Source organism: Amycolatopsis sp. NBRC 101858, assembly GCF_030269325.1.
Classification (GTDB): domain Bacteria; phylum Actinomycetota; class Actinomycetes; order Mycobacteriales; family Pseudonocardiaceae; genus Amycolatopsis; species Amycolatopsis ponsaeliensis.
The window spans coordinates 175,984-202,077 of sequence record NZ_BSTD01000003.1 but is presented as its reverse complement, the minus strand read 5'-3'; the positions used below and the strand labels follow the sequence as shown (position 1 = coordinate 202,077).

At 69.5% G+C, this 26,094-nt stretch carries 21 protein-coding genes and 1 pseudogene; 9 read left to right on the top strand and 13 right to left on the bottom strand.

What is annotated here, in order from left to right; all coding sequences use genetic code 11:
• Positions 1 to 99 precede the first annotated feature (99 nt).
• Both QSK39_RS53080 and QSK39_RS24295 read right to left on the bottom strand, forming a co-directional pair.
• Positions 100 to 336 (bottom strand): annotated as a pseudogene (locus tag QSK39_RS53080) (transposase); the annotation flags it as partial.
• A 99-nt stretch (positions 337 to 435) separates the two neighbouring features.
• Positions 436 to 2,166 (bottom strand): AAA family ATPase, encoded by a 1,731-nt coding sequence (locus QSK39_RS24295; RefSeq protein ID WP_285480896.1) that lies wholly within the window; start codon positions 2,164 to 2,166, stop codon positions 436 to 438.
• A gap of 140 nt (positions 2,167 to 2,306) precedes the next feature.
• Between QSK39_RS24295 and QSK39_RS53075 the strand changes: the two genes are divergently transcribed.
• A complete protein-coding gene (locus QSK39_RS53075; protein WP_353051076.1) occupies positions 2,307 to 2,870 on the top strand; it encodes a transposase in 564 nt (187 codons plus the stop codon).
• Here the strand turns inward: QSK39_RS53075 and QSK39_RS24290 are convergent.
• Complete coding sequence (locus QSK39_RS24290) at positions 2,793 to 3,791, bottom strand: LacI family DNA-binding transcriptional regulator (RefSeq protein ID WP_285480125.1); 999 nt, start codon at positions 3,789 to 3,791, stop codon at positions 2,793 to 2,795. The genes QSK39_RS53075 and QSK39_RS24290 overlap by 78 nt on opposite strands.
• A gap of 149 nt (positions 3,792 to 3,940) precedes the next feature.
• Between QSK39_RS24290 and QSK39_RS24285 the strand changes: the two genes are divergently transcribed.
• The 3 genes from QSK39_RS24285 to QSK39_RS24275 all read left to right on the top strand — a co-directional run bounded on the left by QSK39_RS24285 (position 3,941) and on the right by QSK39_RS24275 (position 8,269).
• On the top strand, positions 3,941 to 6,160 hold the full coding sequence (locus QSK39_RS24285) for a glycoside hydrolase family 3 C-terminal domain-containing protein (RefSeq protein ID WP_285480124.1): 2,220 nt from the start codon (positions 3,941 to 3,943) through the stop codon (positions 6,158 to 6,160).
• A 59-nt stretch (positions 6,161 to 6,219) separates the two neighbouring features.
• Complete coding sequence (locus tag QSK39_RS24280) at positions 6,220 to 6,981, top strand: SDR family NAD(P)-dependent oxidoreductase (RefSeq protein WP_285480123.1); 762 nt, start codon at positions 6,220 to 6,222, stop codon at positions 6,979 to 6,981.
• Between the two features lie 130 nt (positions 6,982 to 7,111).
• Positions 7,112 to 8,269: an epoxide hydrolase family protein gene (locus QSK39_RS24275; protein ID WP_285480122.1), complete on the top strand. Its 1,158-nt coding sequence runs from the start codon at positions 7,112 to 7,114 to the stop codon at positions 8,267 to 8,269.
• Between the two features lie 65 nt (positions 8,270 to 8,334).
• Here the strand turns inward: QSK39_RS24275 and QSK39_RS24270 are convergent, their stop codons facing one another.
• From QSK39_RS24270 to QSK39_RS24260, 3 genes are all read right to left on the bottom strand, one after another.
• Complete coding sequence (locus tag QSK39_RS24270) at positions 8,335 to 9,111, bottom strand: SDR family NAD(P)-dependent oxidoreductase (protein WP_285480121.1); 777 nt, start codon at positions 9,109 to 9,111, stop codon at positions 8,335 to 8,337.
• Positions 9,108 to 10,625 carry a flavin-containing monooxygenase gene (locus QSK39_RS24265; protein ID WP_285480120.1) on the bottom strand — a complete coding sequence of 506 codons (1,518 nt, stop codon included), beginning with the start codon at positions 10,623 to 10,625 and terminating at the stop codon, positions 9,108 to 9,110. The genes QSK39_RS24270 and QSK39_RS24265 overlap by 4 nt, the downstream gene beginning before the upstream one ends.
• 75 nt (positions 10,626 to 10,700) lie before the next feature.
• Positions 10,701 to 11,759, bottom strand: a complete 1,059-nt coding sequence (locus QSK39_RS24260; RefSeq protein ID WP_285480119.1) for a phosphotransferase — start codon at positions 11,757 to 11,759, stop codon at positions 10,701 to 10,703.
• A 93-nt stretch (positions 11,760 to 11,852) separates the two neighbouring features.
• Between QSK39_RS24260 and QSK39_RS24255 the strand changes: the two genes are divergently transcribed.
• Genes QSK39_RS24255 through QSK39_RS24240 form a run of 4 tightly spaced genes read left to right on the top strand, consistent with a single transcriptional unit; the run spans position 11,853 to position 16,075 of the window.
• Positions 11,853 to 12,977, top strand: a complete 1,125-nt coding sequence (locus QSK39_RS24255) for a phosphotransferase family protein (RefSeq protein ID WP_285480118.1) — start codon at positions 11,853 to 11,855, stop codon at positions 12,975 to 12,977.
• Positions 12,978 to 12,981: 4 nt separating this feature from the next.
• On the top strand, positions 12,982 to 13,929 hold the full coding sequence (locus QSK39_RS24250; RefSeq protein ID WP_285480117.1) for a PDR/VanB family oxidoreductase: 948 nt from the start codon (positions 12,982 to 12,984) through the stop codon (positions 13,927 to 13,929).
• Positions 13,930 to 13,971: 42 nt separating this feature from the next.
• A complete protein-coding gene (locus tag QSK39_RS24245; protein ID WP_285480116.1) occupies positions 13,972 to 15,399 on the top strand; it encodes an NAD(P)/FAD-dependent oxidoreductase in 1,428 nt (475 codons plus the stop codon).
• A 4-nt stretch (positions 15,400 to 15,403) separates the two neighbouring features.
• Positions 15,404 to 16,075, top strand: coding sequence for a TetR/AcrR family transcriptional regulator (locus QSK39_RS24240; protein WP_285480115.1), 672 nt, complete (start codon positions 15,404 to 15,406; stop codon positions 16,073 to 16,075).
• A 45-nt stretch (positions 16,076 to 16,120) separates the two neighbouring features.
• Here the strand turns inward: QSK39_RS24240 and QSK39_RS24235 are convergent, their stop codons facing one another.
• Both QSK39_RS24235 and QSK39_RS24230 read right to left on the bottom strand, forming a co-directional pair.
• Positions 16,121 to 17,443 (bottom strand): MFS transporter, encoded by a 1,323-nt coding sequence (locus QSK39_RS24235; RefSeq protein WP_285480114.1) that lies wholly within the window; start codon positions 17,441 to 17,443, stop codon positions 16,121 to 16,123.
• Positions 17,444 to 17,510: 67 nt separating this feature from the next.
• Positions 17,511 to 19,967: a glycoside hydrolase family 2 TIM barrel-domain containing protein gene (locus QSK39_RS24230; protein WP_285480113.1), complete on the bottom strand. Its 2,457-nt coding sequence runs from the start codon at positions 19,965 to 19,967 to the stop codon at positions 17,511 to 17,513.
• Between the two features lie 196 nt (positions 19,968 to 20,163).
• On the opposite strand from QSK39_RS24230, the gene QSK39_RS24225 reads away from it, so the two are divergent.
• Positions 20,164 to 21,141 (top strand): LacI family DNA-binding transcriptional regulator, encoded by a 978-nt coding sequence (locus QSK39_RS24225; protein WP_285480112.1) that lies wholly within the window; start codon positions 20,164 to 20,166, stop codon positions 21,139 to 21,141.
• A gap of 39 nt (positions 21,142 to 21,180) precedes the next feature.
• Here the strand turns inward: QSK39_RS24225 and QSK39_RS24220 are convergent, their stop codons facing one another.
• The 5 genes from QSK39_RS24220 to QSK39_RS24200 all read right to left on the bottom strand — a co-directional run bounded on the left by QSK39_RS24220 (position 21,181) and on the right by QSK39_RS24200 (position 26,080).
• Positions 21,181 to 22,860, bottom strand: a complete 1,680-nt coding sequence (locus QSK39_RS24220; RefSeq protein WP_285480111.1) for an ABC transporter substrate-binding protein — start codon at positions 22,858 to 22,860, stop codon at positions 21,181 to 21,183.
• Between the two features lie 332 nt (positions 22,861 to 23,192).
• Complete coding sequence (locus tag QSK39_RS24215; protein ID WP_285480110.1) at positions 23,193 to 24,704, bottom strand: ThiF family adenylyltransferase; 1,512 nt, start codon at positions 24,702 to 24,704, stop codon at positions 23,193 to 23,195.
• A complete protein-coding gene (locus QSK39_RS24210) occupies positions 24,590 to 25,159 on the bottom strand; it encodes a hypothetical protein (protein WP_285480109.1) in 570 nt (189 codons plus the stop codon). The genes QSK39_RS24215 and QSK39_RS24210 overlap by 115 nt, the downstream gene beginning before the upstream one ends.
• Before the next feature lie 16 nt (positions 25,160 to 25,175).
• On the bottom strand, positions 25,176 to 25,751 hold the full coding sequence (locus QSK39_RS24205; protein WP_285480108.1) for a hypothetical protein: 576 nt from the start codon (positions 25,749 to 25,751) through the stop codon (positions 25,176 to 25,178).
• 2 nt (positions 25,752 to 25,753) lie between these two features.
• Positions 25,754 to 26,080, bottom strand: a complete 327-nt coding sequence (locus tag QSK39_RS24200) for a hypothetical protein (RefSeq protein WP_285480107.1) — start codon at positions 26,078 to 26,080, stop codon at positions 25,754 to 25,756.
• Between the last annotated feature and the right edge of the window lie 14 nt (positions 26,081 to 26,094).

The window sequence follows — 26,094 nt, the reverse complement described above, 5'->3', positions numbered from 1 at the left end:
GTCCAGGTGATGACGGCATGGAGGATCGACCGACACCGACCAGTCCACCAACCCGGCGGCGTCGGCGGCGGCGAGTAAGCGGCACAGGACGGTGTCCCAGGTTCCGTCACCGGCCATCCGGCGATGCCAGGTCCAGATCGTCTGCCACGGACCGAACACCGCCGGAACATCCCGCCACGCGATCCTGCACCGATACCGGTAGATGATCTCCTCGGCCATCGCTCGCGCGTCGGAGAACGGGCGTCCGCGATAACCGGTACGGACCGGCAGATGGTCCTCGATCAGCGCCCACTGCTGCTGCGAGAACAACTGAACCCGCGACGTACTCGGCAGCATCCCCGCAATCGACCCGAAACTCTTGTCTGACACGCCCTAGTGCAAAACGGTGCCCGCAGCCTCATCTGCTGGCGCTCGTTTCGCTGGAGCGGAGGTCAGCTACCCCCTGTCTGGGGCGATCTCGCTGTCTGACGTGTCTGCGCACCTACACGACATCGAAAAAATCTCCCTATTGCCGCTCGGTGATCTGAACCTCGCGTACTGCCCGCCGCAGGTTGGGCAGATCGTGAGGTCCCAGAGTCGGAGCACTGCGGCGCCGAACTCGTTCGCTTCTTGAGTGGACACCGACATAGCCCACTCGTTGTAGTGCGCACCGAGAACGTTCCGGAGGGTCAGCAGCCGGTCGATGTCGGCCACCGCTTCGCTAATTCCCGCTGGGCCGTGCTTCTTCAGTATCTTATGCACTCCCGGCCAGAGTGCACCCAAGTCATACTTGTCACCTGCTTGACGGGTGACGCTGCAGGCAAGCGACACGCTCAGCTTGTCCGACAGCCCTTCAAGAAGTCGGCCAGCCGCTGCTGCGATCAGTGAGGGCTGGTCGGAGCGCGACAGAACGTTCCTGAGCGTGTGGCTGTGCTCGACCCCGGCTCCGCGTAGGCGGGGCGAGTTCCCGAAGCCCTCCGACAACGCTTCCAGCGATTTGTGGTGGTGACCTGCCCTGTTGAGCGAGGAACGTACCAGTTCCATCCACAGCCGGTCGTGCACGGTGACGATGACCTGCCACCCCCCGAGGCGGGCCAGGATGTGGTCCATCGCGTGCACCCGGTGCGTCGAGTCGACGGACTGAAACACATCGTCGAATACGATCAGTTTGCTCTGCCCCAGCGTTGAGCACTCGACGTGGACCTCGACGATGATCAGCAGTGCTAGCAGGTCGAGTGCAGCCTCGCTCAACACCTGGTCCGGTGCTACCGACGTGCCCTCGGACAAGTCCAGCATGATGTCGAATTCTTGGTCCTCGCCGATGTCCAGGTTCACACTGTCCACCCAGTCGATGCGGGCGACCTTCGCGAAGTTCTCGCTGACTCGGTCGGAAATGCGGTTCAACACTCCCCGGATTTTTGTGTCGTCAGGCTCGTCTGCGGAGAGGGCCCGGACCTCGCCGTCGAGCCGGTTCGTTTCGTCGATGACTGAGACCATGAGGTCGTAGGCCCGCTGGACGTTGCGCGGCAATGTCTTCCGCTCTGGAGGTCCTTCGCCTGCAGCGGGCAAAAGCGTCTTTTCGAGAAATTCCCGGGCCGAGCGCAGGTTCGTGGGCAACTCCTCGCCGATCACGTTGCCTACCTCACGCATTCTTCTTCTCACCATGACGAGTCGATGTCGCGCGTTCTCATGCGCAGCCAGCAGAGCGGCGCGTTTCTCAGGAAGGACTATGGCTCGATAGTCCGACCGGAGGTAGTCGAAGAAGAAGCTCTGCCGCTCTTTGGGGGAGACGAGCCAGAACGATTCGACGTCGTGCCGCCGGACGATGATCGGCGAGACCGAAAACTCGGGCACCATTTCGCCGCGGCCGATCGGCTGCGGCCCTAAGCCGGACAGTCCACCACCCCGCTTGACAGACCGCCCATCCGACAGGGTCGTGATGACGGCTGGAGGCTGGCGTGAGGCGAGGTTGCGCACCTCCCGTCGTCGCTTCGCTCCAGCCCCGGACCGCCGGCTCAATCGACCCCGTAAGCAGAACTCCAGCGCGTCTACGAGTGATGACTTCCCCGAGCCGTTGTCGCCGAGCAGGACCAGCGACGTCGCTTCGCCGGTTCCCTTGGCCCGGAGATCGACCATGACCGGATCCGAAATACCGCGGAAGTTCTCGACGATCCATTCGTGCACCACGCTCAACTGCGCGCTCCGCTGTCATCTGGTCGGGGCAGGTCGATCATGGAGTCGCCCGCGAGCATAGACGCGTTACGCCCAGCCAGTGCGTCAACGGTCCCAGTTGCCGACTGCAACATGTCGGACAAGGGATCCGGCCAATGACTGTGACGCTACCCGATACGTCGCAGTTTGAGCTGCTCTCAGAAGATCGGCAGACGTTGATCGAGGATCTACTTCCGGCCCGCTGCAGCAACAAAGGCCGGTCGTTCTCCGACGCTCGGTCGATGGTCGAAGCCATCTATCGGTATCGATGCGGGATCACGTGGCGGGATGCGCCTGCGGCGTTCGGGGCTTGGCAGACGATCTGGACCTGGCATCACTGGATGGCTGGCGATTGCACCTGGGATGCCGTGCTGCAGCGTCTGCTCACCGAGGCACACGGGGCTAGACTGATCGATTGGTCGGTATCGGTGGTTCCACGGTCGCGCGGGCACATCAGCACGCCACGAACATCACTCGTCTCGCAGGAGGGCTGGGGTAGAACTGCACGGGTCTGCTTATCGAGCCGCCTGACCACACAATCGGCCGTTCCAACCGTGGTTGGAGCAGCAAGGTGCACCGTCTCGTCGACAGGGCGGCGGCCGTTAGGTCGACTCCCCGGGGACAAGGGTGAGCAGGGGAGCGGGCGTGGTGTCCCGTGTGTCGCCCGGTCCCTGGTGTGAACCGAGTTCGGCGCCCAGCTGCGCGAAGATGTCGTCGACCAGAGCGTCGACGTTCACATCTATCGTGGTGAGCTGGGGCCTCCAGAGGCGGCCCACGTCGGTGTTGTCCATGCCGATCACCGAAAGCCGATCAGGGACGCGCAATCCGATGCGCCCGGCTGCCGACAAGACGGCCAGGGCGACTGTGTCGTTGTACGCGGCGACGCCGACCGGCGCGGCGTCGAGGGACCGAAGTGCCGACACGGTCGCGTCCACTTCCGGCACCACCTCGATGCACAGGGGCGGGGCCACTCCGTGGGCCGCACACGCCTTCCGTACACCGGCGAGCCGGGCCGGTCCGTACGAGTCGGAGCGCCCGTCCGCCAACGACCCGTACACGATCCGGCGTTGGCCGCGCTTGAGCAGTTCCGCGACCTGGCGCTGGGCGATCGCATCCTGTAGAGGCAGGCCGTCGGCTCGCGTGGGCCGGGTGTGGTCCGGCAGGCACGGGACGCCCTGTGCGACGAGGCGGTCGCGGTGCGCCCCGGCGATCGAGCCGAGGTCCACCACCGCGAACGGGCGCAGTTTCAGGATCGCGTTGATCGTGGTTTCGGGATCGGCGGCCGCGAAGCGCAACACGACGTTCGTGTCGGCGCCCATGCGGGCCGTGATGCGCTCCAGGGCCTCCTGGATGTTCGGCCCGAGGGTGGTGTTCGGCACGACGACCACGATCGTCTCGCTGCGGCCGGTCACCAGGCTCCGCCCCGCCGGCGACGGCCGGTAGTCGAGTGATGCGGCGGCGGCCCGGACACGCTCCTTGGTCGCCTCGGGGAACCGGCCGGCCCGGCCGTTGAAGATGTGGCTCACGGTCGCACGGGACACTCCCGCGGCCCGGGCCACGTCCGCGGCCGTCGCCGGGCGGGGGTGCCTCGAGATCGTCACCTCCAGATGGTCCCACAGCGGATCGTCTCGGACGCTTTCCAGTATCACGTGATACCGCTAGGCTAGGTATCACGTGATACTTAGGTGGTTGCGCGCCTTTCGCCGCGCCTACCTCGGCTCACCTTCCCGCGCCAGAAAGGTCCTTCGTCATGTCGACGACCGTCACCGCTGCCGAAGCTCTCCCGCTCGAAGAGAAGGCCGCACTCGGCAGCGGCGGCTCGGCGTGGAAGAGCAAGACCGGGCCAGGTGTGCCGCCAGTCGTGTTCTCGGACGGCCCGCAAGGCGTGCGGGCGCAGGACGCGGCCGAGGACCACCTCGGCATCGCGGCCAGCAAGCCGGCGACCTGCTTCCCGCCGGCCGCGGGCTTGTCCCAGAGCTGGGATCCGGAACTGGTCGAGCGCGTCGGAGCCGCGTTGGCCCGGGAAGCACGCCATCACGGGGTGGGTGTCCTGCTCGGCCCCGGAAGCAACATCAAGCGCGATCCCCGCTGCGGCCGGAACTTCGAGTACTTCTCCGAGGATCCACACCAGACCGGCGAGCTGGGTGCGGCGTGGGTGAGGGGCCTCCAGGCCGGTGGCGTCGGAGCGTCGCCGAAGCACTTCGCCGCCAACAACGCCGAGTCCGACCGCATGCGGTCGGACTCCCGTGTCGACGCGCGCACCCTGCGCGAGATCTACTTGCGTGGCTTCGAAAAGATCGTCAAAGACGCAAAACCGTGGACCGTGATGGCGGCCTACAACAAAGTGAACGGCGTCTACGCCTGTCAGAACCGCTGGCTGCTCACCGACGTGTTGCGCGGCGAATGGGGATTCGAAGGCCTCGTGGTGAGCGACTGGGGCGCCGTCGACGACCGGGTCGCCTCGGTCGACGCCGGGCTCGACCTGGAGATGCCCGGCGGTGACGCGAGCTCCGACGCGGCAGTCGTGGCCGCCGTGGACAGCGGAGCTCTCGACGCCGCCCGGGTCGACGCGGCCGCCGGCAACGTCATCGCGCTCCTGGAACGGGTTCGTGCGGGTGCCGAAGCGTTCCCGGACCGGAGCATCGACGAAGACGCCCACCACGCACTTGCTCGCGAAGCGGCCGCTCGCAGCATCGTCCTGCTCAAGAACGACTCGGCCCTTCTGCCTCTCGCCACCGGCGGATCGCTCGCGGTCATCGGCAAGTTCGCCGTCGAGCCCCGGTTCCAGGGGAGCGGCAGCTCCCACGTCAACCCCTCGCGCGTCGACGTTCCGCTGGACGAAATCCGTGCCGTCGCGCCGTCGGCGTCCGTCACGTACGCCGGCAACACGCCGGAGGAAGCCGCCGTCGCGGCCGCGGCGGCCGGCACCGCCGTCGTGTTCCTCGGCCTGGAGGACCACGAGGAGTCGGAAGGCTTCGACCGGGAGCACCTCGAGCTTCCGGCGGAGCAGCTGGAACTGCTCCGTGCCGTGGTCGTGGCGCAGCCGCGCACGGTGGTGGTGCTCAGCCACGGTGGTGTCGTCCGGCTCGGCGAGGTGGCCGAGCTGGCGCCGGCGATCCTGGACGGAGCGCTGCTGGGCCAGGGAGCCGGCCGGGGGATCGCCGACGTGCTGTTCGGGATCGTGAACCCGGCGGGCCGCACCAGCGAGACGGTACCCGTCCGGCTGCAGGACGTGCCCTCGTACGGATTCTTCCCGGGGGACGACTCGGTCGTGCGGTACGCCGAAGGGATCTTCGTCGGCTATCGCTGGTACGACGCGCGCGAACTCGACGTGACGTACCCGTTCGGGCACGGCCTGTCCTACACCTCGTTCGAGTACCACGACCTGAGCGTCACCGAACGGCGCGACGACCTCCTCGTCCGGGTCACCGTGGCGAACACCGGCGAGCGAGATGGCCGCGAGGTCGTCCAGGTCTACGTCGGCAAGCCCCGCTCCGCCGTGGCGCGTGCTCCGCGTGAGCTGAAGGGCTTCGCCAACGTGCCGATCCCCGCGGGCTCGTCCGTGCAAGTGGAAGTGTCCGTACCCCGCGCCGATCTGGCGTACTGGAGCGAATCGCTCGGCCGGTGGATCGTCGAAGACGGCGGGTACGAGATCTCGGTCGGCGCGTCGAGCCGGGACATCCGATCGACTTCGGTGACCGGGATCAACGGAGACGACGTGCCGGTGCGGTTCACCCCGCGTTCGACCCTCGGCGAGATCATGCGGCATCCGGTCGCCGGGCCCGCGATGGCGGCGATGAGTGGCCGTACCGCGGAGCGGGATGCCGCGAACGAAGCCGCCCTGGGCGGCGACGTGAACCGGTTGATGGCGCAGATCCCGCTCAACCGCATGCCCACCTTGAGCGCCGGCCGGTTCGGTGCGGACCGCGTGAACCAGCTGCTGGACCTGGCCAACTCGGAAAGCGAGTGATCGCCGGGTTCCCCGGAAGACTGCTGCACCCCTACCCCCGATCACCCAAGGGAAACACCATGCCTGAGCACAGCGACCACCGCCGATTCGCCGATCGCACCGTCATCGTGACCGGCGCGGGGTCCGGCATTGGCCTCGCCGCCGCCGTCCGGATAGCCGGAGAAGGCGGGCACGTCGTGGCCGCCGATCTCGACTCGGCCCGGCTGGACGACCTCGTCAAGCTGTGCGGCAACGAGTCCGTCACTTCCGTCGACGGCGACATCACGGAACCCGAGGTACTGAACCGGATCGTCGCCGCCGCCGGCAGCCGGATCGACGGGCTCGCCAACGTGGCCGGGATCATGGACGGTTTCGTTCCGCCGTCCGAAGTGGACGACGCGCTGTGGGAGCGGGTGCTGAACCTGAACCTGACCGCGACGATGCGCCTGACCCGGGCCGTGCTGCCGGCGATGATCGCGGCCGGACGAGGCTCGATCGTCAACGTCGCCTCCGAGGCGGCGTACCGCGCTTCGGCGGCGGGCGCGGCGTACACGACGTCGAAGCACGCGGTCGTCGGTTACACGTCCAGCGTCGCGTTTTTCCACGGGCCGCAAGGTGTCCGGTCCAACGCGGTCGCGCCCGGGCCGACGATCACCAACATCGACGGCGGAATGCGTTCGCAGTACGCGGCGGTGCGCGGCGGTCCGGTGATGAAGGCGACGATGCCGAAGCCGGTCGCGCCCGAGCAGGTGGCGGCGTCGATCGTGTGGCTGCTGAGCGACGACGCGGCCAACGTCAACGGGGCGATCCTGCCCAGTGACGGCGGCTGGTCGGTGGCGTGAGAGCCGTCCCGGCCACCGGGATGAGGCGGGGCGCGCCACCGGTTCGTGCGCGATCCTGCACTTTGCCGGTGCCGGCCGCCCTGGTGCCGAGAAGGCGGGCGGCACCACCGTGACAGGAAAGAGGCCGTGGATGCCCGACGAGACGGTGCGAGACTTCCGGATCGAGGTGCCGGAGGAGGCCGTGGCCGACCTGCGGCACCGGCTGCGGACCGCCCGCTGGCCGCGTGAGCTGGACGAGACCCGCCAGGCGGACGGGATCACGGTGGTGGCGATGCGCGCTCTCGCCGACCGCTGGCGGGACAGCTACGACTGGCGGGCCGAAGAGGCCGCGCTGAACCGGTTTCCGCAGGTGGTCACCGAAGTCGAGGGGCAGCGGTTGCACGCCCTGCACCGCCGGTCACCGCGCGCGGACGCCCAGCCGCTGGTGCTGCTGCACGGCTGGCCGAGCACCGTCGCCGAGTTCCGCCGGGTGATCGACGACCTCGCCGAACCGGCGGACCCCGGCGATCCGGCGTTCCACCTGATCGTCCCGTCCCTGCCGGGTTTCGGGTTCTCCGGTCCGCTGCGCGAGCGGGGGTGGGGCGCGCACCGGAGTGCCCGGGCGATCGCGGAATTGGTGCGCAGGCTGGGTTACCAGAGCTACCTCGCTCACGGCGGGGACGCCGGCTACCAGGTCGCCGCGGGCCTGGGCCGGGTGGACGCCGAGCGGGTCGCGGGCGTGCACCTCAACCTGGGCGGGGTCGGCCTCGCGGGACAGCACCGGAACGAGCCGCCGGCGGACGAAAACGAATCCTCCGCGCTCAAGCGCTACGCCGACTACGTCCAAAATGGATCCGCCTACGCGCTGATCAACGCGACCCGGCCGCAGACGGTCGCCTACGGGCTGGCGGACTCGCCGCTGGGCCAGCTGGCCTGGATCGCCGAGAAGTTCGCGGACTGGGTGGACCCGGCCCACCCGCTGCCCGCGGACGACGTCCTCACCACGGCGTCGATCTACTGGTTCACCGAGACCGCGGCGTCCTCCGCGCGGTTCTACGGCGAGGAGTACACCCCGAACCGGCCGGCCGGGACCGGGCCGGCGCTCGAGCGCACGTTCGTGGAGGTGCCGACGGCCGTCTCGTCGTTCCCGGGGGAGATCGTGCCGCCGATCCGGCGGTGGGCGGAGGAGAAGTACCACATCGTCCGCTGGACGGAGCATCCCGCGGGCGGGCACTTCTCGGCGCTGGAGACTCCCGGCCTGCTGGTCGGTGCCCTGCGCGGGTTCGCGGCCCAGCTCGCCGGATCTTGACCTCGGGCCTGCGGGCCCGGAGAGCGGGGTGCCGGGGGTCGTCCCCGGCACCCCGGCACGTCCGCTCAGCCCGGCATGAACCGGCCGCCGTCCACGAGAAGGATCTGGCCGGAGATGAACTTCGCGTCGTCGCTGGCGAGGAACGCCACAGCACCCGCGACGTCCGAAGGCTGGATCCGTCCCTTGATCGGCTGCTGGTCGGCGAGCTGGTTGGCCCGGTTCTCGTCCACCGCGTTCAGCAGCGCCTCGGTGAAGATGACACCCGGGGCGACCGCGTTGACCGTGACGCCCCAGTTCCCGAGCTGCGCCGCGGTGTACTTGGTCAGCCCGTTCGTGCCGTACTTGGTCCACGCGTAGCTGTAGGAGCGCAGGCCGGGGAACTCGTCGGTGGGGCCGGTGTAGGTGTAGCTGTAGGCGTTCGTGGACGACTGGTTGATGACGCGCCCGTACGGGCTCTTCACCAGGTGCGGGGCCGCCGCGCGGGTCACCAGCCACGCTCCCAGGAGGTTCACGTCCGTGATCTTCTTCAGGTAGTCGAACGTGTCGTCCCGTGGCTTCCAGTCCCCGAAGATCGCGGCGTTGTTCACGACGATGTCGATCCCGCCGAGCCGCGCGGCCACGTCGGCGACGACGGTGTTCACCGAGTCCTCGTCGCCCACGTCCGCCCGGACTGCGAAGACCTCCCCGCGGTCCGCCAGCTCGGCGGCGGTCTTCTCCGCGCGCTCGATGTCCAGGTCGAGGATCGCGACGTGGGCCCCCTCGTCGAGGAAGCGTTCCACGTAGGCGCGACCGATGCCGCGTCCTCCGCCGGTGATGATCGCGCGCCGGTCTTTGAGCTTCATGCCACCTCCATTGCGGTGGGGATCACGGACGTGTCCCCACGGGCCGCGTCGACCTCGGGGGTGAGCGGTCGGTGCAGCGACACGAAACGCCGCGCCAACCGGGCCCAGAGGTAGTACCGGCGGTGCGTCCACGGCCACTGGACCACGTTGCGCCCGCTGGCCGACAGGTAGAAGTTGTTGCAGCCGGACTTCCACGTCTCGACCTTCTCGATCGCCTCCTGGAGCACCCGCTGGAACCAGGCGTCCACCTCGGGGCGGATCTCGAGGGACCCGCCGCCGGACCGGCGCAGCTTGCGCACGTCCCGCGCCATGAACTCGGCTTGGCGCTCGAGGACGAAGGAAACGACGGTGCCGTGCGTGTTCGGCCCGTAGAGCAGGTAGAGGTTGGGGAAGTTCGGCACGGTCATGCCCAGGAACGCCTGCGGGTCGTCGCCCCACTGCGCGTGCAGGTCCTGCCCGCCGCGGCCGGTGACCTTGAGGGTGGACAGGAACTCCGCTGCCCGGAATCCGGTGGTGAGCACGACGGCGTCGACCTCGTGCTCCTCGCCGGTGGCGTCCACCACGCCCTTCGCGGTGACCCGCTCGACCGAGCGGGTGATCAGCCGGACGTTGTCCTGCTTGAGAGCCGGGTAGAAGAGGTCCGAGAAGACGTTGCGCTTGCACCGTGGCAGGAACTTCGGGGTGAGCGCCTCGAGCAGGTCCGGGCGGTCCTCGAACGCGGCGGTGATGACCTTCTCCAGCCGGGCCTTCTGCGCGGCGATGACGTCGGGGTCGCCGCGGCCGCTGCCCTTGTCCATGGTGCGCAACAGGTTCCGCCGGAAACGGCGGCTCCAGCCGCGCTTGCGGCGCTCGGCGCGTTCCGCGTCGGTGAGATCGCGGTCGCCTTTCGGCATGACCCAGCTCGGCTCGCGCTGGAAGGAGAGCAGCTCCGCCACTCGCGGCTGCAGCCCCGGTACGACCTGCGCGGCCGACGCGCCGGCGCCGATGACCGCGACCCGCTTGCCGTCCAGGTCCGCTGTGGGGTCCCAGCGCGCGGAGTGGAACAGCGGTCCTTCGAAGAGGTCGATCCCGGGCCAGTCCGGGATCTTCGGCACGTTCAGCATGCCGACCGCGCTGACCACGACGTCGAACCAGCGCCGCTCGCCGTCGTCGAGCGTGACGAGGTACTGCTTGCGGTCGTCCGACCACTCGGCGGACCTGACCCCGGCCCCGAGACGGATGTTGTCCCGGATCCGGTACTCGTCGATGGTCTCTTCGATGTACGCCTGGATCTCGGCCTGGTTGGCGTGCGTACGCGTCCAGGCGTGCGGTTTGAACGAGTAGGAGTACAGCGCCGAGGGGATGTCGCACTGCGCGCCGGGATAGCGGTTGTCCCACCACGTACCGCCGGCGCCCTCGGACTTCTCGAAGACGGTGAAGGTGCGGGTGCCGCGGCGGGCCAGGTGCACAGCGGCACCGATCCCGCCGATCCCGCCACCGATGATCGCGACTTCGATCTCGCGTTCGCGTGGCATCTGGCCTCTTCCCATCCCTCGTCGCACAAGTTCACGGCAAATCTAACTGATACTGACGCCAGTGTCACTAACTCGTCAGACGTCGAGCAGTGCGAAGCTCTCCAGGTCGTCGACGGCGGTGCCCAGGCGCAGGCAGAACTCGTGGATGACGGGCGGCGTGACCTGGCGGGTGGAGGACCACAGGTAGTAGCCGTAGGCCACTCCCGCGCGATAGTCCGTCCACGCCTCCTCCCGGTCCGGCGCTTCGACGCCGAGGGCGGTCAGCCGGTCGAGGTAGAAGTCCACCAGCTCCCGCTCGGCCGCGCGCCGGTGTTCGACCGAGAGTGCCGCGCTCACGTGGTAGGCCACGTCGATGCTCCAGTGCGCGCGCTGCAGCATCTGCCAGTCGATCAAGGCGGCTTCGCCCGCCAGCACGTAGATGTTGCCCGCGTGGGCGTCCCCGTGGACCAGCGCTTCGGCGCGACCCCGGGTGCGCAGCGACAGCGCTCGCAGGGCCGCAGTGATCCGCTTGGCGTCCCGCAGTTCGCCGGGCAACGGCTCGCCGCGTGGGTCGTCCACCAGTGCCTGCAGCTCTTCGATCGTGCGCAGCGGGCTCTCGGCCAGATCGCCGAGCCGGTTGCGCAACCAGGGCAGCTGCCCGAAATCCGCCTTTCCCCAGTGTGCCGCGTGCAGCTTCGCCAGCTGGGCGACGCTGCCACGCGCTTCTTCGACGCTGTAGGGCTCCAGGGCGGTGAGAAAGCGGCCGCCCTCGGCCACCACGTCCTCCATCACGATCAGGCCGTTGCCCACTTCCGGGTCGATCCCGCTGTAGCGGCACGTCGGCACCCGGACGCCGGCTTCGGCGGCCAGGTCCCGGTAGAAGCTCGCCTCGGTGTGGGTGATCCGCACGTGCCCCGGGTGCGGCGGCGCCGTCCCGATCAAGCCCTTCAGGCAGTAGTCCCGGTGCACGCCGGGCTCGGAGTCGATCCGGAACCGGACCTTCGTGGCCACGCCGCCGATGGTGTCGCCGGGGTGCACGCCGTGCACCGGGACGCCCAGGGCGGCGGAGAGAAAAGCGGGGGAGAGGGCCTCGTCGAGCGACCGGGGTGCCGGGCTCGTGGAAGGGGGCGTGGATGACGTGCTGGGCAGACTCATGGCGCTGAACCTCCGGGCAATGGATCACAACCGCGCTGACTGACACTGACGTTAGTGTTAATCTAGCCGTCGTCCAAGCGCGAGGAGGCGCAGATGGGTGCAGGGTCCGACTCGCCGAGCCTGGCCGAGGTCATGGGTGCCGGGATGAAGTCCGACGCCGGGGGGACGATCGTCGCGCCTGGAGTCCGGGATCTGGACGACCTCGTCCACCTGCTCACCGGCTGGCTGGCCGAGCGGCTGCCGCGGGCCGCGGGCTTGCGACTGTCGGGGCTGACCTACCCGCGAGGTTCGGGCCAGTCCGCCGAGACGATCCTGTTCGACGCGCACTGGCGCGAGGACGGCGTGGATCGCACCCGCGGCCTCGTGGTCCGGATCAAACCCTCGGAGTTCAAGCTGTTCCGGGACGACGTGTTCTTCGAGGAGTTCGCGCTGATGCGCGCCCTCGGTGAGCACGGCGCGGTGCCGGTCGCGCCCGTCCTCTGGCTGGAGGAGAGTCCCGCCCTCCTCGGTTCGCCGTTCTTCGTCATGGAGAAGCTGCGGGGCCGGGTCGCGGTGAGTGTGCCGTCCTATCTGGAGAAGGGCTGGGTCGCCGAAGCCACGACCGCTCAGCGCGCGGTGCTCTGGGAAAGCTGTGTGCGCACCCTGGCCACGCTGCCGTCCGTGCCGCTGTCCGCGGTGCCTTTCCTCGTCCCGGCGGGCGGGGACGGGTTCGGGGGCGAGTGGTCGCGGTGGGCCGGATTCCTCGACGAGCTCGAGCGCCCGGACCGCCCGCTGCCCCGGCACCGGGCGGTGCTGCGCCGGCTCGAGGCATCGATTCCGGCCCACCGCCCCGAAGGCATCGTCTGGGGGGACGCGCGGATCGGCAACATGCTGGTGGACGACGAGTTCGGCGTCGTCGCGCTGATGGACTGGGAACAGCCCTCGGCGGGCGGCGCGTTGCACGACCTCGGCTGGTGGCTGATCAACCAGCGGGGAAAGAGCCTCCCGCTGGGCGGGCGGCTGTTGCCCGGGATGCTGGACCGGGCCGACACCGTCGCGTTGTGGGAGCAGGTCACCGGGATCCGGGCCGAAGCGATCGATTGGTACGAGGCCTTCGCCGCCTACAAGATGGCCTGTCTCATGGTCAACCTGTACGACCTGCGCGGCCAGCGGCCACCGAACGGCGACTACGCCGCTCTGCACCACCTCGGTTCCGCCCAAGCGCTCCTCGGAGGTTAGCGCGATGTCCCGCAACCCCGTGAAGCTCCGGGTCCGCGCCGCCGAGCGGGTCGCGGACCAGGTCGTCGCCGTCACCCTGGAGTCGATGGCGGGCCTGGACCTGGTTCCCTGGGAGCCCGGCGCGCACGTCGAGGTGGTGCTGCCCTCAGGTCTGGTCCGGCACTACTCGCTGTGCGGGAACCCGGCCGACCGCGCGACTTACCGGATCGCCGTGCTGCGCGAGGAAGCCGGCCGCGGTGGTTCGAGCGAGCTGCACGAGGTCGCCGAGCCGGGCGCGGTGCTGGAGGTACGGCCGCCGCGCAACGCGTTCGCCCTCGAAGCCGCGGCCGGGTACCTGTTCCTGGTGGGCGGTATCGGCGTCACGCCGATCCTGCCGATGCTCGGCGCGGCCGAGCGCGCGGGTCTGCCGTGGCGGCTGGTCTACGGCGGGCGCACCCGCTCGCACATGGCGTTCGTCGACGAGCTGGTCGCCGCGCACGGGGACCGGGTGCGGATCGCCGCGGACGACGTCGAGGGCAGACCGGACCTCGTCGCCGAGATCGGCGGGCTACCGCCGGACCGGCTGGTCTACGCCTGCGGCCCGGCCCCGATGCTGGACCTGGTCACCGAGGTGGCTGCCGCGGCCGGAGCCGCGGACCGGCTGCGGCTGGAGCGGTTCGCCGTAGCGGCGGCGGACACCCACGGCGAGGAGTTCGAGGTCGAGCTCGCCCGCTCCGGGCGCACGCTCACGGTCGGGCCCAGCGAGACGATTCTCGCCGTGCTGCGCGAAAACGGCGTCAGCACGCCGTTCTCCTGCGAAAACGGCTACTGCGGGACCTGCGAGGCCGTGGTGCTGGACGGCGAGCCGGACCACCGGGACACCTACCTCACCGCCGACGAGAAGGACGAGGGGTTCACCACGATGGTCTGCGTGAGCCGGTGCCGCGGCCCGCGGCTCGTGCTGGACCTCTGATCCCGCTCGCCCGACCACCCACGAAGGGAATCCGGCACGCTCATGACGACCATCGACCATGCCATCGTCCTCGGAGGCAGCATCGCGGGCCTCCTCTCCGCGGCCGCCCTCGCCCGTACCGCGGACCGGGTCACCGTCGTGGATCGCGACGTCCTGCTGCTCGACGGGCCGGAAGCCACGCTGTCCCGGCGCGGGGTCCCGCAGGGTGACCAGGTGCACCACTTGCTCAGCCTCGGCCACCAGCGCATCGAGGACTTGCTTCCCGGGATCAGCGAGGAGCTGATCGAGCTGGGGTGCGAGCGCTACGACGACGTCGCGGACTTCTCCCAGTTCGTTGCCGGCGCCTGGCGCATGCGCGTGCGCAGCGACCTGATCGTCACGATGTTCCGCAGGCCCGTGTTCGAGTGGGCGCTCCGCCGCCGGGTGCTGGCGTTGCCGAACGTCGAAGCCGTCAAGGGCATGGCGGTGGGGTTGCTCGGGTCCGAGGACCGCTCCCGGGTGATCGGCGCGAGGGTCCGCGGCGTGCCCGGTGGCGAGCTGCGCGGCGATCTGGTCGTCGACGCCACCGGCCGCGGGTCACGGTCGCCGTACTGGCTGGAAGACCTCGGGTACGCCCGTCCCGAGGAACGGCACGTCCGCATCTACATGGGCTACTCCACCTACACGGTCCGGCTGCCGGAGGGAGCGCTGCCGAAGGGGCTCGCCGGCATCTCGGTCTCGGCCACCCCGGCCAACCCGTTCGGCGTCGCCATCCGGCCCTGCGGCAACGGACTGCACGACGTGGCGGCCTACGGCATGGCCGGCAACTACCCGCCGGAAGACTTCGCCGCCATGGAGGGCTTCTTCGAGGGGCTGAACAGCCCGATCATCGCCCAGGTGTTGAAGAAGGCCACCGTGACCAGCGAGATCGTGCCCTATCGGATGCCGGGCAACCAGCGCCGGATGTGGGAGGACCTGGACCGGCGGCCGGAAGCCTTCGTCGTGGTCGGGGACGCGGTCACCTCGTTCAACCCCATCTACGGGCAGGGGATGACGATGGCCGCCCTCGGGGCGACCGTGCTGGGGGACACGCTGGAGAAAGCCGGGTCCGTCACGGGTGTGGCCGGCGCGGTGCAGGCCGAGCTGGGCACGCTTGCCCAGGTGGCGTGGGACCTCGCGGTCGGCTCGGACTCGGTGTACCCCCAGTCCGAGTACGAGAACGCCGAACCGCCGTCGGCGCGGGACAAGGACCGGGCACGTGCGCAGAGCGCCGCCCAGAGCGCGGAAGGGACGGTCCGCGTGGCCGTGCGGGCCACGGCGCTCTACATGGACCCCTCCTTCCTCGAAGCCCCGGCCGTGCGGGAAGTCGTCGACCGCTGGCTCGAGACGGGGCGCGTCCCGGACGCCTCGGCAGGTGATCCGCTGGACCCGCCCGCCGTCACCGAGGGGTACGTGGGCTCCGCGGACCTGCTCCTCGGTCGAGTAGTGTGACCGGATGACTCCTCGTGGCGACGCCGGCTCTTCCGCGTTGCCCGCGGTGGCCACGCCTGCCGGGCGGCGGGTCCCCGCACGACGTCGTGGGGACGCCGCGGCCACCCGGTCGAACCTGCTGGAGTCGGCGCGGGCGCTGGCGGATTCGCGGCCCGTCCCGGACTTCACGGTGGACGACATCGCCGCGGGCGCCGCGGTGTCGCGCGCGGCGTTCTACATGCACTTCGAGAACAAGCTGGCCATCTGCCAGGAGGTGGCCCGGACCTCCCAGGCGGCCTTCGTCGAGGCCGTGCGGACGTTCGAGCGCGGGCCCGACCTCCGGTCGACCATCCGGGCCGGCATCCAGGCCTACATCGGCGGCTTCCGCACCGACCGGCCCGGAATGCGGATGACCTTCGAGCTGGCCTACGCCGAGCCGGTCGTGCGCGAACTGGTGCACGCCACCCGCACGACGGTCTACGGCCTGTGGCAGATCGAGTTCACGCGGGCCGTTGCGTCGGGGGAGTGCGCCCCGTTCGACATTCCGCTGGTCACCCGGCTGCTGGTCGGCATGCTCGAGACCTTCTGCGTCCGCACGACACGCACCGCCGAGTACAGCGGCACCAGCGCGGCGGACGGCGACGGCGCCGCCGTCATCAGCGAGCTGTGGTTCCGGGCGCTGTTGCTGGAATCCTGAGGACGGCCGCGGCACCTTTCCCGCGGCCGCCCGGTCAGGGGGACGTCAGCGGACGGACCTGATCCGCAGCACGACCACACCGCCGGCGATGGTGAAGAGGGCGGCCACGACGTAAAGCACCGTGTAGTTCTCCCCGGCACCACCGATCGCCAGGAGCGCGGGGGCGATCAGCGGGGCCACGGCTTGCGGCACGGTCTGCGCGAAGGTGTTGATCCCGACGAACCGGCCCGCGTCGGTGTCCCGCTCCGGCAGCACGTCGAGCAACAACGCCTGGTCGACCGCGGAGAACACGCCGATGCCCAGCGAGCAGATGAACGACCCGGTGAACAGCAGCGGCAACGACGGTGCGAACGCCATGACCAATGCGCCGATGCCGAAGACGACGCCGGCGCCGAGCACGAAAGGCTTGCGGCGTCGCAGTTTGTCCGTGAGGAAGCCGCTGCCGATCGCGCCGGCGATCGTGGCGACGACGCTGAGCAGGCCGACGATCGCGACGGTGCCGCCGATCTCGGTGACCGGGATGTCCAACCGGGACGCGTAGAAGAACGCCGTGAACGCGGTGTTGAGCGTCAAGCCGAAGTAGAACAGGAACCGGCCGGCCCAGTTCCAGGAGAAGTCCGGGTGCCGGCGCGGGTTGTAGACGTATTTCGACAGCAGGGCCGCCGGCGTCAGCGTGTCGTCGAAGCCGCGGCCCCGGCTGTCCTCCTCGCGTACGAGCAGGACGAACGGGACGATCAGGAGAACCGCGAGGACGGCGGGGATCATGAGCAGCAGCAGCGGGTCGGTCGCCACCGTTCCGCCGATGACGGAACCGATCACCGGCGCGGCCATGCTGACGAAGCCGCTGAGTCCCGCGACCTTGCCGCGCTGTGACTCCGGGAGTCTGTCGGCCTGGGAGGTCTGCAGGTTGGCCAGCGCGGAACCCCACCCGATCTGGGTCACCACCCAGCCGACACCGAGAACGAAGACCGTGGAGGCGACGACCATGATCGCGAGGCCGATGACGCCGACGACCGACAAGCCCACGATCCACGGCCGGCGCCTGCCGAACCTGGACCGGGTCCGGTCGCTGAGTACCCCGGCGACCGGCGCGGTGATCAACGCCGCGATCGATCCCGCGCCGAGGAGGTAGCCCAGGACGGCTTCGTTGCCCGGGGCGACCGCGTCGACGCGGATCGCCAGCGAGATCGAGATCGGCGTGATGAACGCGAGGTACACCCCGAACTGGGCCAAGACGTTGAACCAGATGTACCGGGCCCCCACCCGCGGCCGATCGTCCGGGACGGGGTCGAGAAGGGGATTGGCCGGGCCCGCTGTGCCGGAGATCGCCGCCGGCGCCGTGGTTCCGGCATCGTCGTTGCTGCTCATCGGACTCCTTTGTCTCGATCACCATCGTCTTGGCAGCTGTGGAGCCGGGAACTGCGTGGGCGCTGGGTCAGCGGGCGGTGAGGTCGAGGTTCACGGGCGGGCAGCCCGGTGCCTCGGCGGTCACGGTGATCGCACCGGCGCCGGTGGGCCGGACCACGGCGAGCGCACGGCCGTCGAACGTCCGGTGCTCACGCGCGGAAAAGGTTTCCTCGGTGACGGGTTCCGCGCTGCCCAGCGCCTGGAGCACGGCGGGCCCGGACACGGTGACCGTGACGGCGCGGTCGCGGCCGTTGTGCAGGTTGCCGGCCTCATCGGTCAGGGTGAGTGCGACGAAGGCGAGGTCGGCGGTGTCGGCGCGCAAGAGGGCGCGGTCGGCATCGGCCCGCAGGACCAGATCGCCGCCGGCCGTCGTCAACGTGCAGTCGCCGGAAATCCCGGCAGCGGTGTGGGCCACCGCGGTCAGCGTCCCCGGTCGGTAGGTCACCTCGAACGTCGTCCGGAAGCGATCATCGTCATCAGCCTTCGACCGGCCGACGACCTCGCCGTCGAGCAGCAGCTCGATCTCGTCGGCGTCGCTGTAGACCTCGACCCGGACGGGCTTGCCCTCATGGCCTTCCCACGTCCAACTGGCGATCGCGTCGCTCCAGGCCCAAGGCGACGCGACGGCCACGTCGCGGCCGTGGTGCTCGGGACGGAACACCGCGATGTAGGGCGCGGCGCGCAGGCCGAACACGATCTCCCGGTAGTACGAGACCGGGCGGCGGTGGCCGGTGATGTCGATGTCGCCGCACCAGGCCGTCAAGCCCGGGTAGCCGGTGGACAGCGAGCCGCCGCCGGCCCCGTTCTCGTCGCGGTAGCCGACCACGCCGAGGCCGGTCTCGCCGAGGTAGTCCCAGCCCGTCCAGGTGAAGTCGCCGATCACGTGGGGATTGGCCTTGACCAGGGCCCAGTTGCCCGAGATCGACGTCGGCCAGGTCTCGGTACCGACGATGATCCGGTCGGGGAACTGCTCCCGGTCCGGCTCGTAGCGGGAGTCGGCGTAGTTCATGCCCGCCACGTCCAGCACCGCGAACGACTCCTCGGTGCGGGCGGTGACGGGTGGGGAGGCCTGGATGGCGCCCATCACCGCGCCGAAGTCACTCATCATGGTGTTGACGCCGCCACCGCTTTCCGCCGCTTCGGCGGCGGCCGCCCTGCGCTCCCGCATCCCGTCCAGCACCATGTCCAACGCGGCGACGAACCCGTTGATCCCGTTGGTGACGAACCGGGTTTCGTCCAGCGAACGCACCTTCTCTGCGAGGCGACGGCCCCAGTGGGCGCCGAACGGGTTCCCGGCCTCGGGGACCTCGTTGCCGATCGAGTAGAAGATCACACTGGGATGGTTGAAGTCCTTGGCGACCAAGGCTTCGACGTCGAGCTCCCACCACTTCGGGAAGTCGAAGGCGTAGTCGAAGTCGGTCTTGCCGGAGGTCCACACGTCGAACGTCTCCTCCATGACGAGCATCCCGGCCCGGTCACAGGCTGCCAGCATCGCGCTGGACAACGGGTTGTGCGAGCTGCGGATCGCGTTGAACCCGGCGGCCTTGAGCAGCTCGACCCTGCGCTCCTCCGCGCGGCCGATCGCGGCGGTGCCCAGAGGACCGTTGTCGGAGTGGACACAGGCGCCGCGCAGCTTCACCTCGCGGCCGTTGATGCGCAGGCCGCGGCGGGGATCGAGCTGCAGGGACCGGATCCCGAAGGTGATCCGCTCGCTGTCGCGGACCGCACCGCCGTCGGACAGCTCCAGCCGCATGGTGTATAGGTTCGGCTCGTCGACGTCCCACAATCGCGGGCGCTCGACGTACAGGCGCCGCCGGACGACGCCGGATCCGCCGGGGAGCAGGGTCACCGGCGACCGGCCGGTGGCGACCTTCACGCCCTCGGCGTCGAGGACCGCGACGTTCAGCACCGTTGTCACGGTGAGGCCGGTGGCGTTCTCCACGGTGGCCGCCACCTCGACGATCGCGCGTTCGTCGTCGATGTCGGGGGTGGTGACTCGGACGCCGTCGTGCGCTATGTGCAGGGGCTCCTTGGTGATCAGGTGCACGTCGCGGTAGATCCCGGCCCCGGCGTACCAGCGGCTGTCCAGGTGGGTGCGGCACTCCACGCGCACCTCGTTCTCGGCGCCGAAGCGCAGGTACGGGTCGATGCGCACCGCGAAGCGCGAGTACCCGAAGGCGTGCTGGCCGGCCAGCGCGTCGTTGACGTACACCATCGCGTCGCGGTGAACGCCGTCGAACTCGAGCAGGATCCGCTTGCCCCGGTCCGCTTCCGGCACCGCGAACGTCCGCCGGTACTGGAACGCCCCGCCCGCGAAGTAGCCGTTGGTGTGGCCGCCCTCGACGGACTCGTGCCGGGCGGTCGTGAGCACGGCGTCGTGGGGGAGCACCACGGCGGCCCAGTCCCCGATGTCAGCACCGGCCAGCTCCTGGAACGGGCTGACCTTGCGACGGTGGCTCCAGCCGTCGTTGACGTTCGTCCTCACGTCCGTACCTTTCGGTCAGAGGTCCCGGATCGCTATCACTAACGCGCGTCACTAACGCGCGTTTGTAAAGTAGCAGGGTGCCCCGGAGAGCACCAGGGAGTGGCTCACGGCCGTCATGGTGGGCTGGTGCGAGCTAATCTGTGGGCTCAGCGATCAGCTGCCGCCGACCGGAGCGGCACCAGGTGACGAGGGGGCCATGTCTTCATCCGCCAAGCGCGTCACCAGCCTGGATGTGGCGCGCGCCGCCGGCGTCTCACGGACAACGGTCAGCTTCGTGCTCAACGACAGGCCTGGGCAGACGATCCCCGAGGCGACCCGGGTGCGGGTGCTGGAGGCTGCCGACCGGCTGCAGTACCGGCCGCACGCCTCCGCCCGGGCACTGGCCGCCGGCCGGAGCGACATCGTCCTGCTGTCCATTCCGGACCTGCCGATCGGAGCGGGCATCAGCCGGTTCGTCGAGGAACTCGCCGCGGCCCTGGCCGACCGCGGTCTCACCTTGGTGACCCACCTCGCCGGAGCGCACGGCAACCCGGTGGCGGACGTCTGCGCGACCGTCGGCGCTTCGGTCGTCGTGGGCTTCGACCCTTTTGACGACGACACGGTCGAGGCCCTCCGGCTGGCCGGCGCGGCCGTCGTGCTGCCGTCCGTGGGGGAGGAGCCGGCCGCCGGCCGCCCGATCGGCCTCATGCAGGCTCGTCACCTGGTCGCACAGGGGCATCGTCGCCTGGGCTTCGCGCTACCGGCGCTGTCCGGGCTCCGCGCCATGGCAACGGACCGCCTGCACGGTGTCGAGGACGCTTGTGCCGAGGCGGGGATCGCACCGCCGGTCGTCCTGGAAACGCCGATGGAGGTCGCCGGGGCCGCCGAAGCCGTTTCGATCTGGACCTCGAAATCCGTCACGGGTATCTGCGCCTTCAACGACGACGTGGCGATCGCGGTTCTCGCCGGCATCCGTGAGCGAGGGCTCAACGCCCCGCAGGACCTGGCCGTCATCGGCGCCGACGACATCCCCACCGCGCGGCTCGCCCAGCCGCCCCTTACGACGATTCGCTTCGACCTGCACGAGGTGGCCCGTCAGCGAGCCGCGGCGGTCGTCGACGTCCTGAGTGGACAGAAAGCCAAGCTCGCGTCAGGGGCGGCAGCTCCCCGGATCGTGGAACGGTCGTCCACTTGACCGGTCGTCGCGTTGCTGTCGTCCAAGTCGGTGCCGGGGTCACGGCTGAGCCCCGATCCACAGTTCTTCGGGACGCAGCGAGCCGAAGCCGTACTGAATGAGCCCGCCGACCGTCTTGGTCGCGATGGCCGCGCACGCGGTGCGCGCGATCCAGATCATCGGGTGCAAGTCGACGAGGCGCTGCTGGACGGTGTCGTAGGCAGCTCGGCGCTGGTCGTCCGTGGTGGTGGTGCGCCCGGCGAGCAGGGCCGCGTTGAGCTGCTGGTCGTCGACGCCGCTCATGTTGGACGGAGAGTCGCCCCGGAAAGCCGTCCACAACCTCGGCTCGGGATCGAGGAACGCCGCCGAGGTGACCGTCGCGTCGAAGTCGTGCGACGTCTGCAAGGTCTGCAGTTGCGCGAGTTCGACGGTCTTGATCGTGATGGAGACATTGCGGAACGTGCGCAGCTGAGCCTGGATCGCCTCCGCTTGTGCCCGGTTTTCGGTCGCCGAGGTGACCGTGAACGTGAAGGACAGCGGTTTGCCGGCCGCGGCGAGCTCGTCGAACAGCCGCTGCGCGGTGGCACGGTCGGGGCTACTGGCCGGGATGTCGGCGTGGAAGGAGGACATCGTGGTGAAGAGGGTGTCGACCAGCAGGCCCGCGCCGTCGAAGGCCGACTCGTTGAGTGCCTGGGGATTGATCGCGGCGGCGAGTGCGGCGCGCGCCCGGTTGTCGTCGAACGGCGCCCTGCGCATGTTCATGGCGATGTAGTTGCCGCCGCTGAGCGGCTGCATGATGGTCTGCAGCCCGGCCTCGTTGGCCTTCTTGAGGTTCTGCCAGTTCGACTCGATGGCCGCGTCGGCGTCGTTGTTGGTCACGGTGTTCACGCGTTGCGCGGCGTCGACTGACGGCCGCAGCGTCAGGTGGTCGAGGTACGGCTTGGGAGCGTCCCAGTACTTGGGGTTCTTCACCAGCTCCATGGCATCGTCGCGGCGCCACGCCTTCAAGGTGAAGGGGCCGGCGCCGATTGGGTTCGCGTCGAATGCCTGCGCCCCGGCGGCGAGCGCGGCCGGAGAGGCGATCCAGTTCATCGACGTGGTCACCACCGAGTGCGCGAAGTTCGGCACCGGCTGGGTCATCGTGACCCGCAGCCTGGTCCGGTCGACGACCGTGGTCGAGGCCACCATCGACGCGTCCGATCGGTACGGCGATCCCGTCGCGGGGTCTCGCATCCGATCCCAGTTGTACTTGACGGCTTCGGCGTCGAGCGGGCTTCCATCGGTGAAGACGAGCCTGTCGAGCAGTTTCAGCTCGAAGGTCTGGCCCCCGTCCGCGGTGGTGAAGGCTTCGCCCATCGAAGGCCGGATGTCCCCTGAGGACGGATCGTCGACCAGCAGCGTGCCGAACAGGGCATTGCCCACGACCCCGCCGCTGGCGAAGTTGTTGCCCATCTTGGCGGGGTCGAGCGTGCGAAGCTCGCCGAGCGTGAGAACGGTGGCGGAAGTCCTGGCGCTCGGTGTGCCGGCCGGCCCACCGGCGGAGCCGGTCCCGCAGGCGATGAGCAACTGCGTCGCCGCGATGGCGAGTCCGGTTGCCACGAAACGTCTCTTGTAGATCATCATTGACCTCTCGACGGACGGCCGGGAACCCCCGTATCGGCGGAAAACACCATGCGGCTCACATCCTTGAGAGCGCAGGGGGCAGATCTTTGGCACAAAGGAACGGCAGCGGTGGGTCACCGCACCGGGGGTCCGCGGTCCCAGGCTTCCGCAGGCCGGCTGCTGGCAGACAGGCTAGGCAAGCCGGTCGAACTATGCAATGACTTCCCGGCCGCGCGGAAAAATTCGTCCGCGATGCCGCGTCGCGAGGAGTGAATCAACGGCACCGCAACAAAGTGGGGTTCTTTCCATCGATCGGTCTACAAAACTGACGGCTTGCCGAATAGGATGCGCACGGGTCGTCTTACGAGCAGATGGGGGGGCAAGATCAAGGTCGGGCAGCGCGTGAAGCCCGAGGCGCTGACGGTCAACCGCCGAGACGGAATGGGTCAACCGCGAGCTTCAGGCCATGCTTAACGCGGTCCGCCGCCTTTCCCGTCGAAGCGCCGCCGCCATACGGCGGTGGCCGGGTTGGTTGGTGCGCAGGCTGCACACGACAGGTCCCTCGCGCGGTGTTCCGCGCCGTTGATGTTGCTGGCCGGCGCGAAGAACTGGAACGTGACGTTGTTTGACCGCGGACTGTCGGAGGTCAGCGGTGTCCCGATGAGTGTCTTGATCGTCTCGGCTGCGAGGAGCACGCCGGCCATGACCGAGGTGAAGCCGACGGCGAAGCGCGGTGGTTCTCTGCCCTGTTCTGCGGCACGCAGCGTCCGCAGCAGGCGGGCGCCGACTTCGTCGCAGCTGCCTTGCTCTACCCAGTCGGCTACTTCCGCGGTCGGTACTGAGGCAGTCTTGGCGAGAGCGGCGATGGCGTCCGGGCCGCCGGTGCGTGTCCGGGCGCGAAGCTCGTCGTCGCCGGTGAATGACTCCGGCTTGTTGTAGCACCGTAGGCAGGCGCCGACGCCCGGGGGACCAATGCAGAGGATTTCGGCCCGGAGGTCCCGCGTACTTCCGGACAGGATCCGCGGCGGGTAGCGGTGCTGGAGCGCTTCGCGGGCTCGGTTCGTGTCGACGGCGGAGACGAGCAGCGTCGGGAGATCGGGCAGTTCCTCGAGGCGGCTGTGGTGGGGACGCCAGGTGACGGTGCTGTCCGCGGTGAGCCTCGCTGCCTCGTCGGCCTTGGGCTGGTCGAGACCGGCGTGTCCGAAGAGGGCACACCGGTTCAGGTTCGACGTGGTGATGCCTTTGGCATCTGCGTCGGCGAGTGTCACGTCGCCGATCAGGCCGGGCGTCGCCCAGATCGTGTGCACCCAGGCCGCGCCGACCGCTCCCACACCGGCCAGCGCGGTGCCGGAAAGGTCCACTTTCCGGAGGTCTGCGGGCGTGAGTTCGCCCGGGTGGGCGACGAGCGCCGACTTCCAGCAGTCCCAGCCGTAGAAGGTCGGGCGGCGCTCGGCCGCGGCCGGCAGGCGCACGTCCAGGAATACCTCTGCCGCGGCGAGAGCGGCCGCGACGTACGGGCCGAACGGCAGGTCGTTCGGTGCGCCGGTCAGCTCGATTGGGCTGTCGCCGACCCCGCCCCACCAGCCACGTCCGCGGACGTGCCGGCCGGGTACGCCGTCGAGCCGCGTCGCGCCGACGATGAGCACTACGTCGTCGCGCCCTGGCGACCCGGGCGTGACTGGAACCGCGCCGACGGCCTCGCCGCCGGAGACGAGCGCCTCCGCCAGCTCCACGTCGCGCGGCGCCAGCGGGACGATTCGGCCGGTGAGGGCAACGTCGGTCGGACAGCTGACCTTGACCTGGTGCACGACTCGCTGCGCTCGCGCCAGCAGGTTGATGAGCATCCACGCCGTGTGCTGAGTCTCACTCAGCTGGGCAGTTTCCGGCGCGACCACCACCGCGACGGCCACCTCGTCGACGTGGTCGATGGGGTGGAGGCGTCCGTCGAGGTCTCCTTCGTGCCGGTCGGACAGGCGTTCCACGGGTGCCTCCGGTGGTCGATCGTTCCCGGCAGCAGCCGGACGTGGTTCTCCAGCTCGTCGCGGTGCAGACGGCGCCAGCCCTGTGGACCGCGCAGGTGCACGCCGGCCTGAAACGGTGTCGGCCGCCCGGCGGCGTGGTGCGGCAGGACGAGGGACAGGGCGTCGTCCATCTGGCTGTAGGCCCGCCCGTCGTCGGTCCGGGAGTGGTTCACCCAGTCGTTGCCGTGGGTGTGGACCTGGGCGAGCCGGACCAGCTCGAGGACCTCGAAGTGGCTGCCAGCCTGCTCCATCGCGCGGGCGCTCACTTGGTAGTTCCCCGGTGTCGTGTGCGCGTCAGGCAGCGTGACGGTCGTCGCGACGCCGTGTCGGACGCCGGTCGCGTCGTGGAACCGGACGCCGTCGAGGTAGGCGACGCGTTCGTGGCCCGGCGGAGCTGTTGCGAAGGCGTCAAGCACGGCATGCCACACGGGTTCAGGAATCGTCAGCACCGGAAGGTCCCAGGTAGGTGTCGGTCAGCGCGTCCTGGATGCGGTTGAGCGTCGCGGCGAGGGTGTGCCGGCCGCTTGTCCAGCGCTGTCCGTCGGTCGGGGTGTGGGAGGAGATGTAGTACTCGAAGGTCATCGAGCAGCACACCAGCTGGCGCGGTGGCCGATACATGTCCGGCCAGGACGCTTCGGGTGGATAGGTGTAGCTGTGGTGCACCGCGAACCCGGTCTGCGCCGTCACGGTCGGCATCCACTGGCTCGCGGGCGAAGCCTCCTGCCAGCCGTTGCGGGGCGGGACGCCCGGCGCCTCTCCGCGTGGCGGGCTGACGAAGGAGGTCGTCGGCGGGAAGGCGTCGTAGAACTCGGCACCCAGCTTCACATGGAAGGTGTCATGGCCGCCGTCGGGCCGGGTCGCCGTCAGGGTGACGACCACGTGCAGGGGGTCGATCGGGGTGAACACCCAGCCGTGTTCGCGTGCCTGCGCACTTGCGCTGACCTCGGCCACGTGCTGGGTGAACACCGCAGTGGCGACCTCCGGGTCAGCGGACACCGGGACGGTCACCGTCAGGCTCCGCCGGTGTCGCCGGCGAAGGACCAGTGCAGGTTCGGGCAGTGCCCCTGGTGCAGGTACCGCTCGAGTGACAGGGCCGAGAGCGGGAACACGTCCTCGCCCTTGCCGCGGCAGATGAGACGGTCGAGAGGATGCCGGGTGAGCCGGAACTCGGCGTACATCCGCTCGATGACCGACTCGACGGTCGCCTTGAGCGGCGCCCGCAGCCGGATCCGCTCGCCGTTGTCCTTGTTGTCCACGGTGACTACTCGGCGGTGCCGGTCATCGGCATCCGCCTCGTGGTGCTCCGCCAGGACTTCGATTGCCTCGGTTGCGGTCATGGTGACCTCCCTGC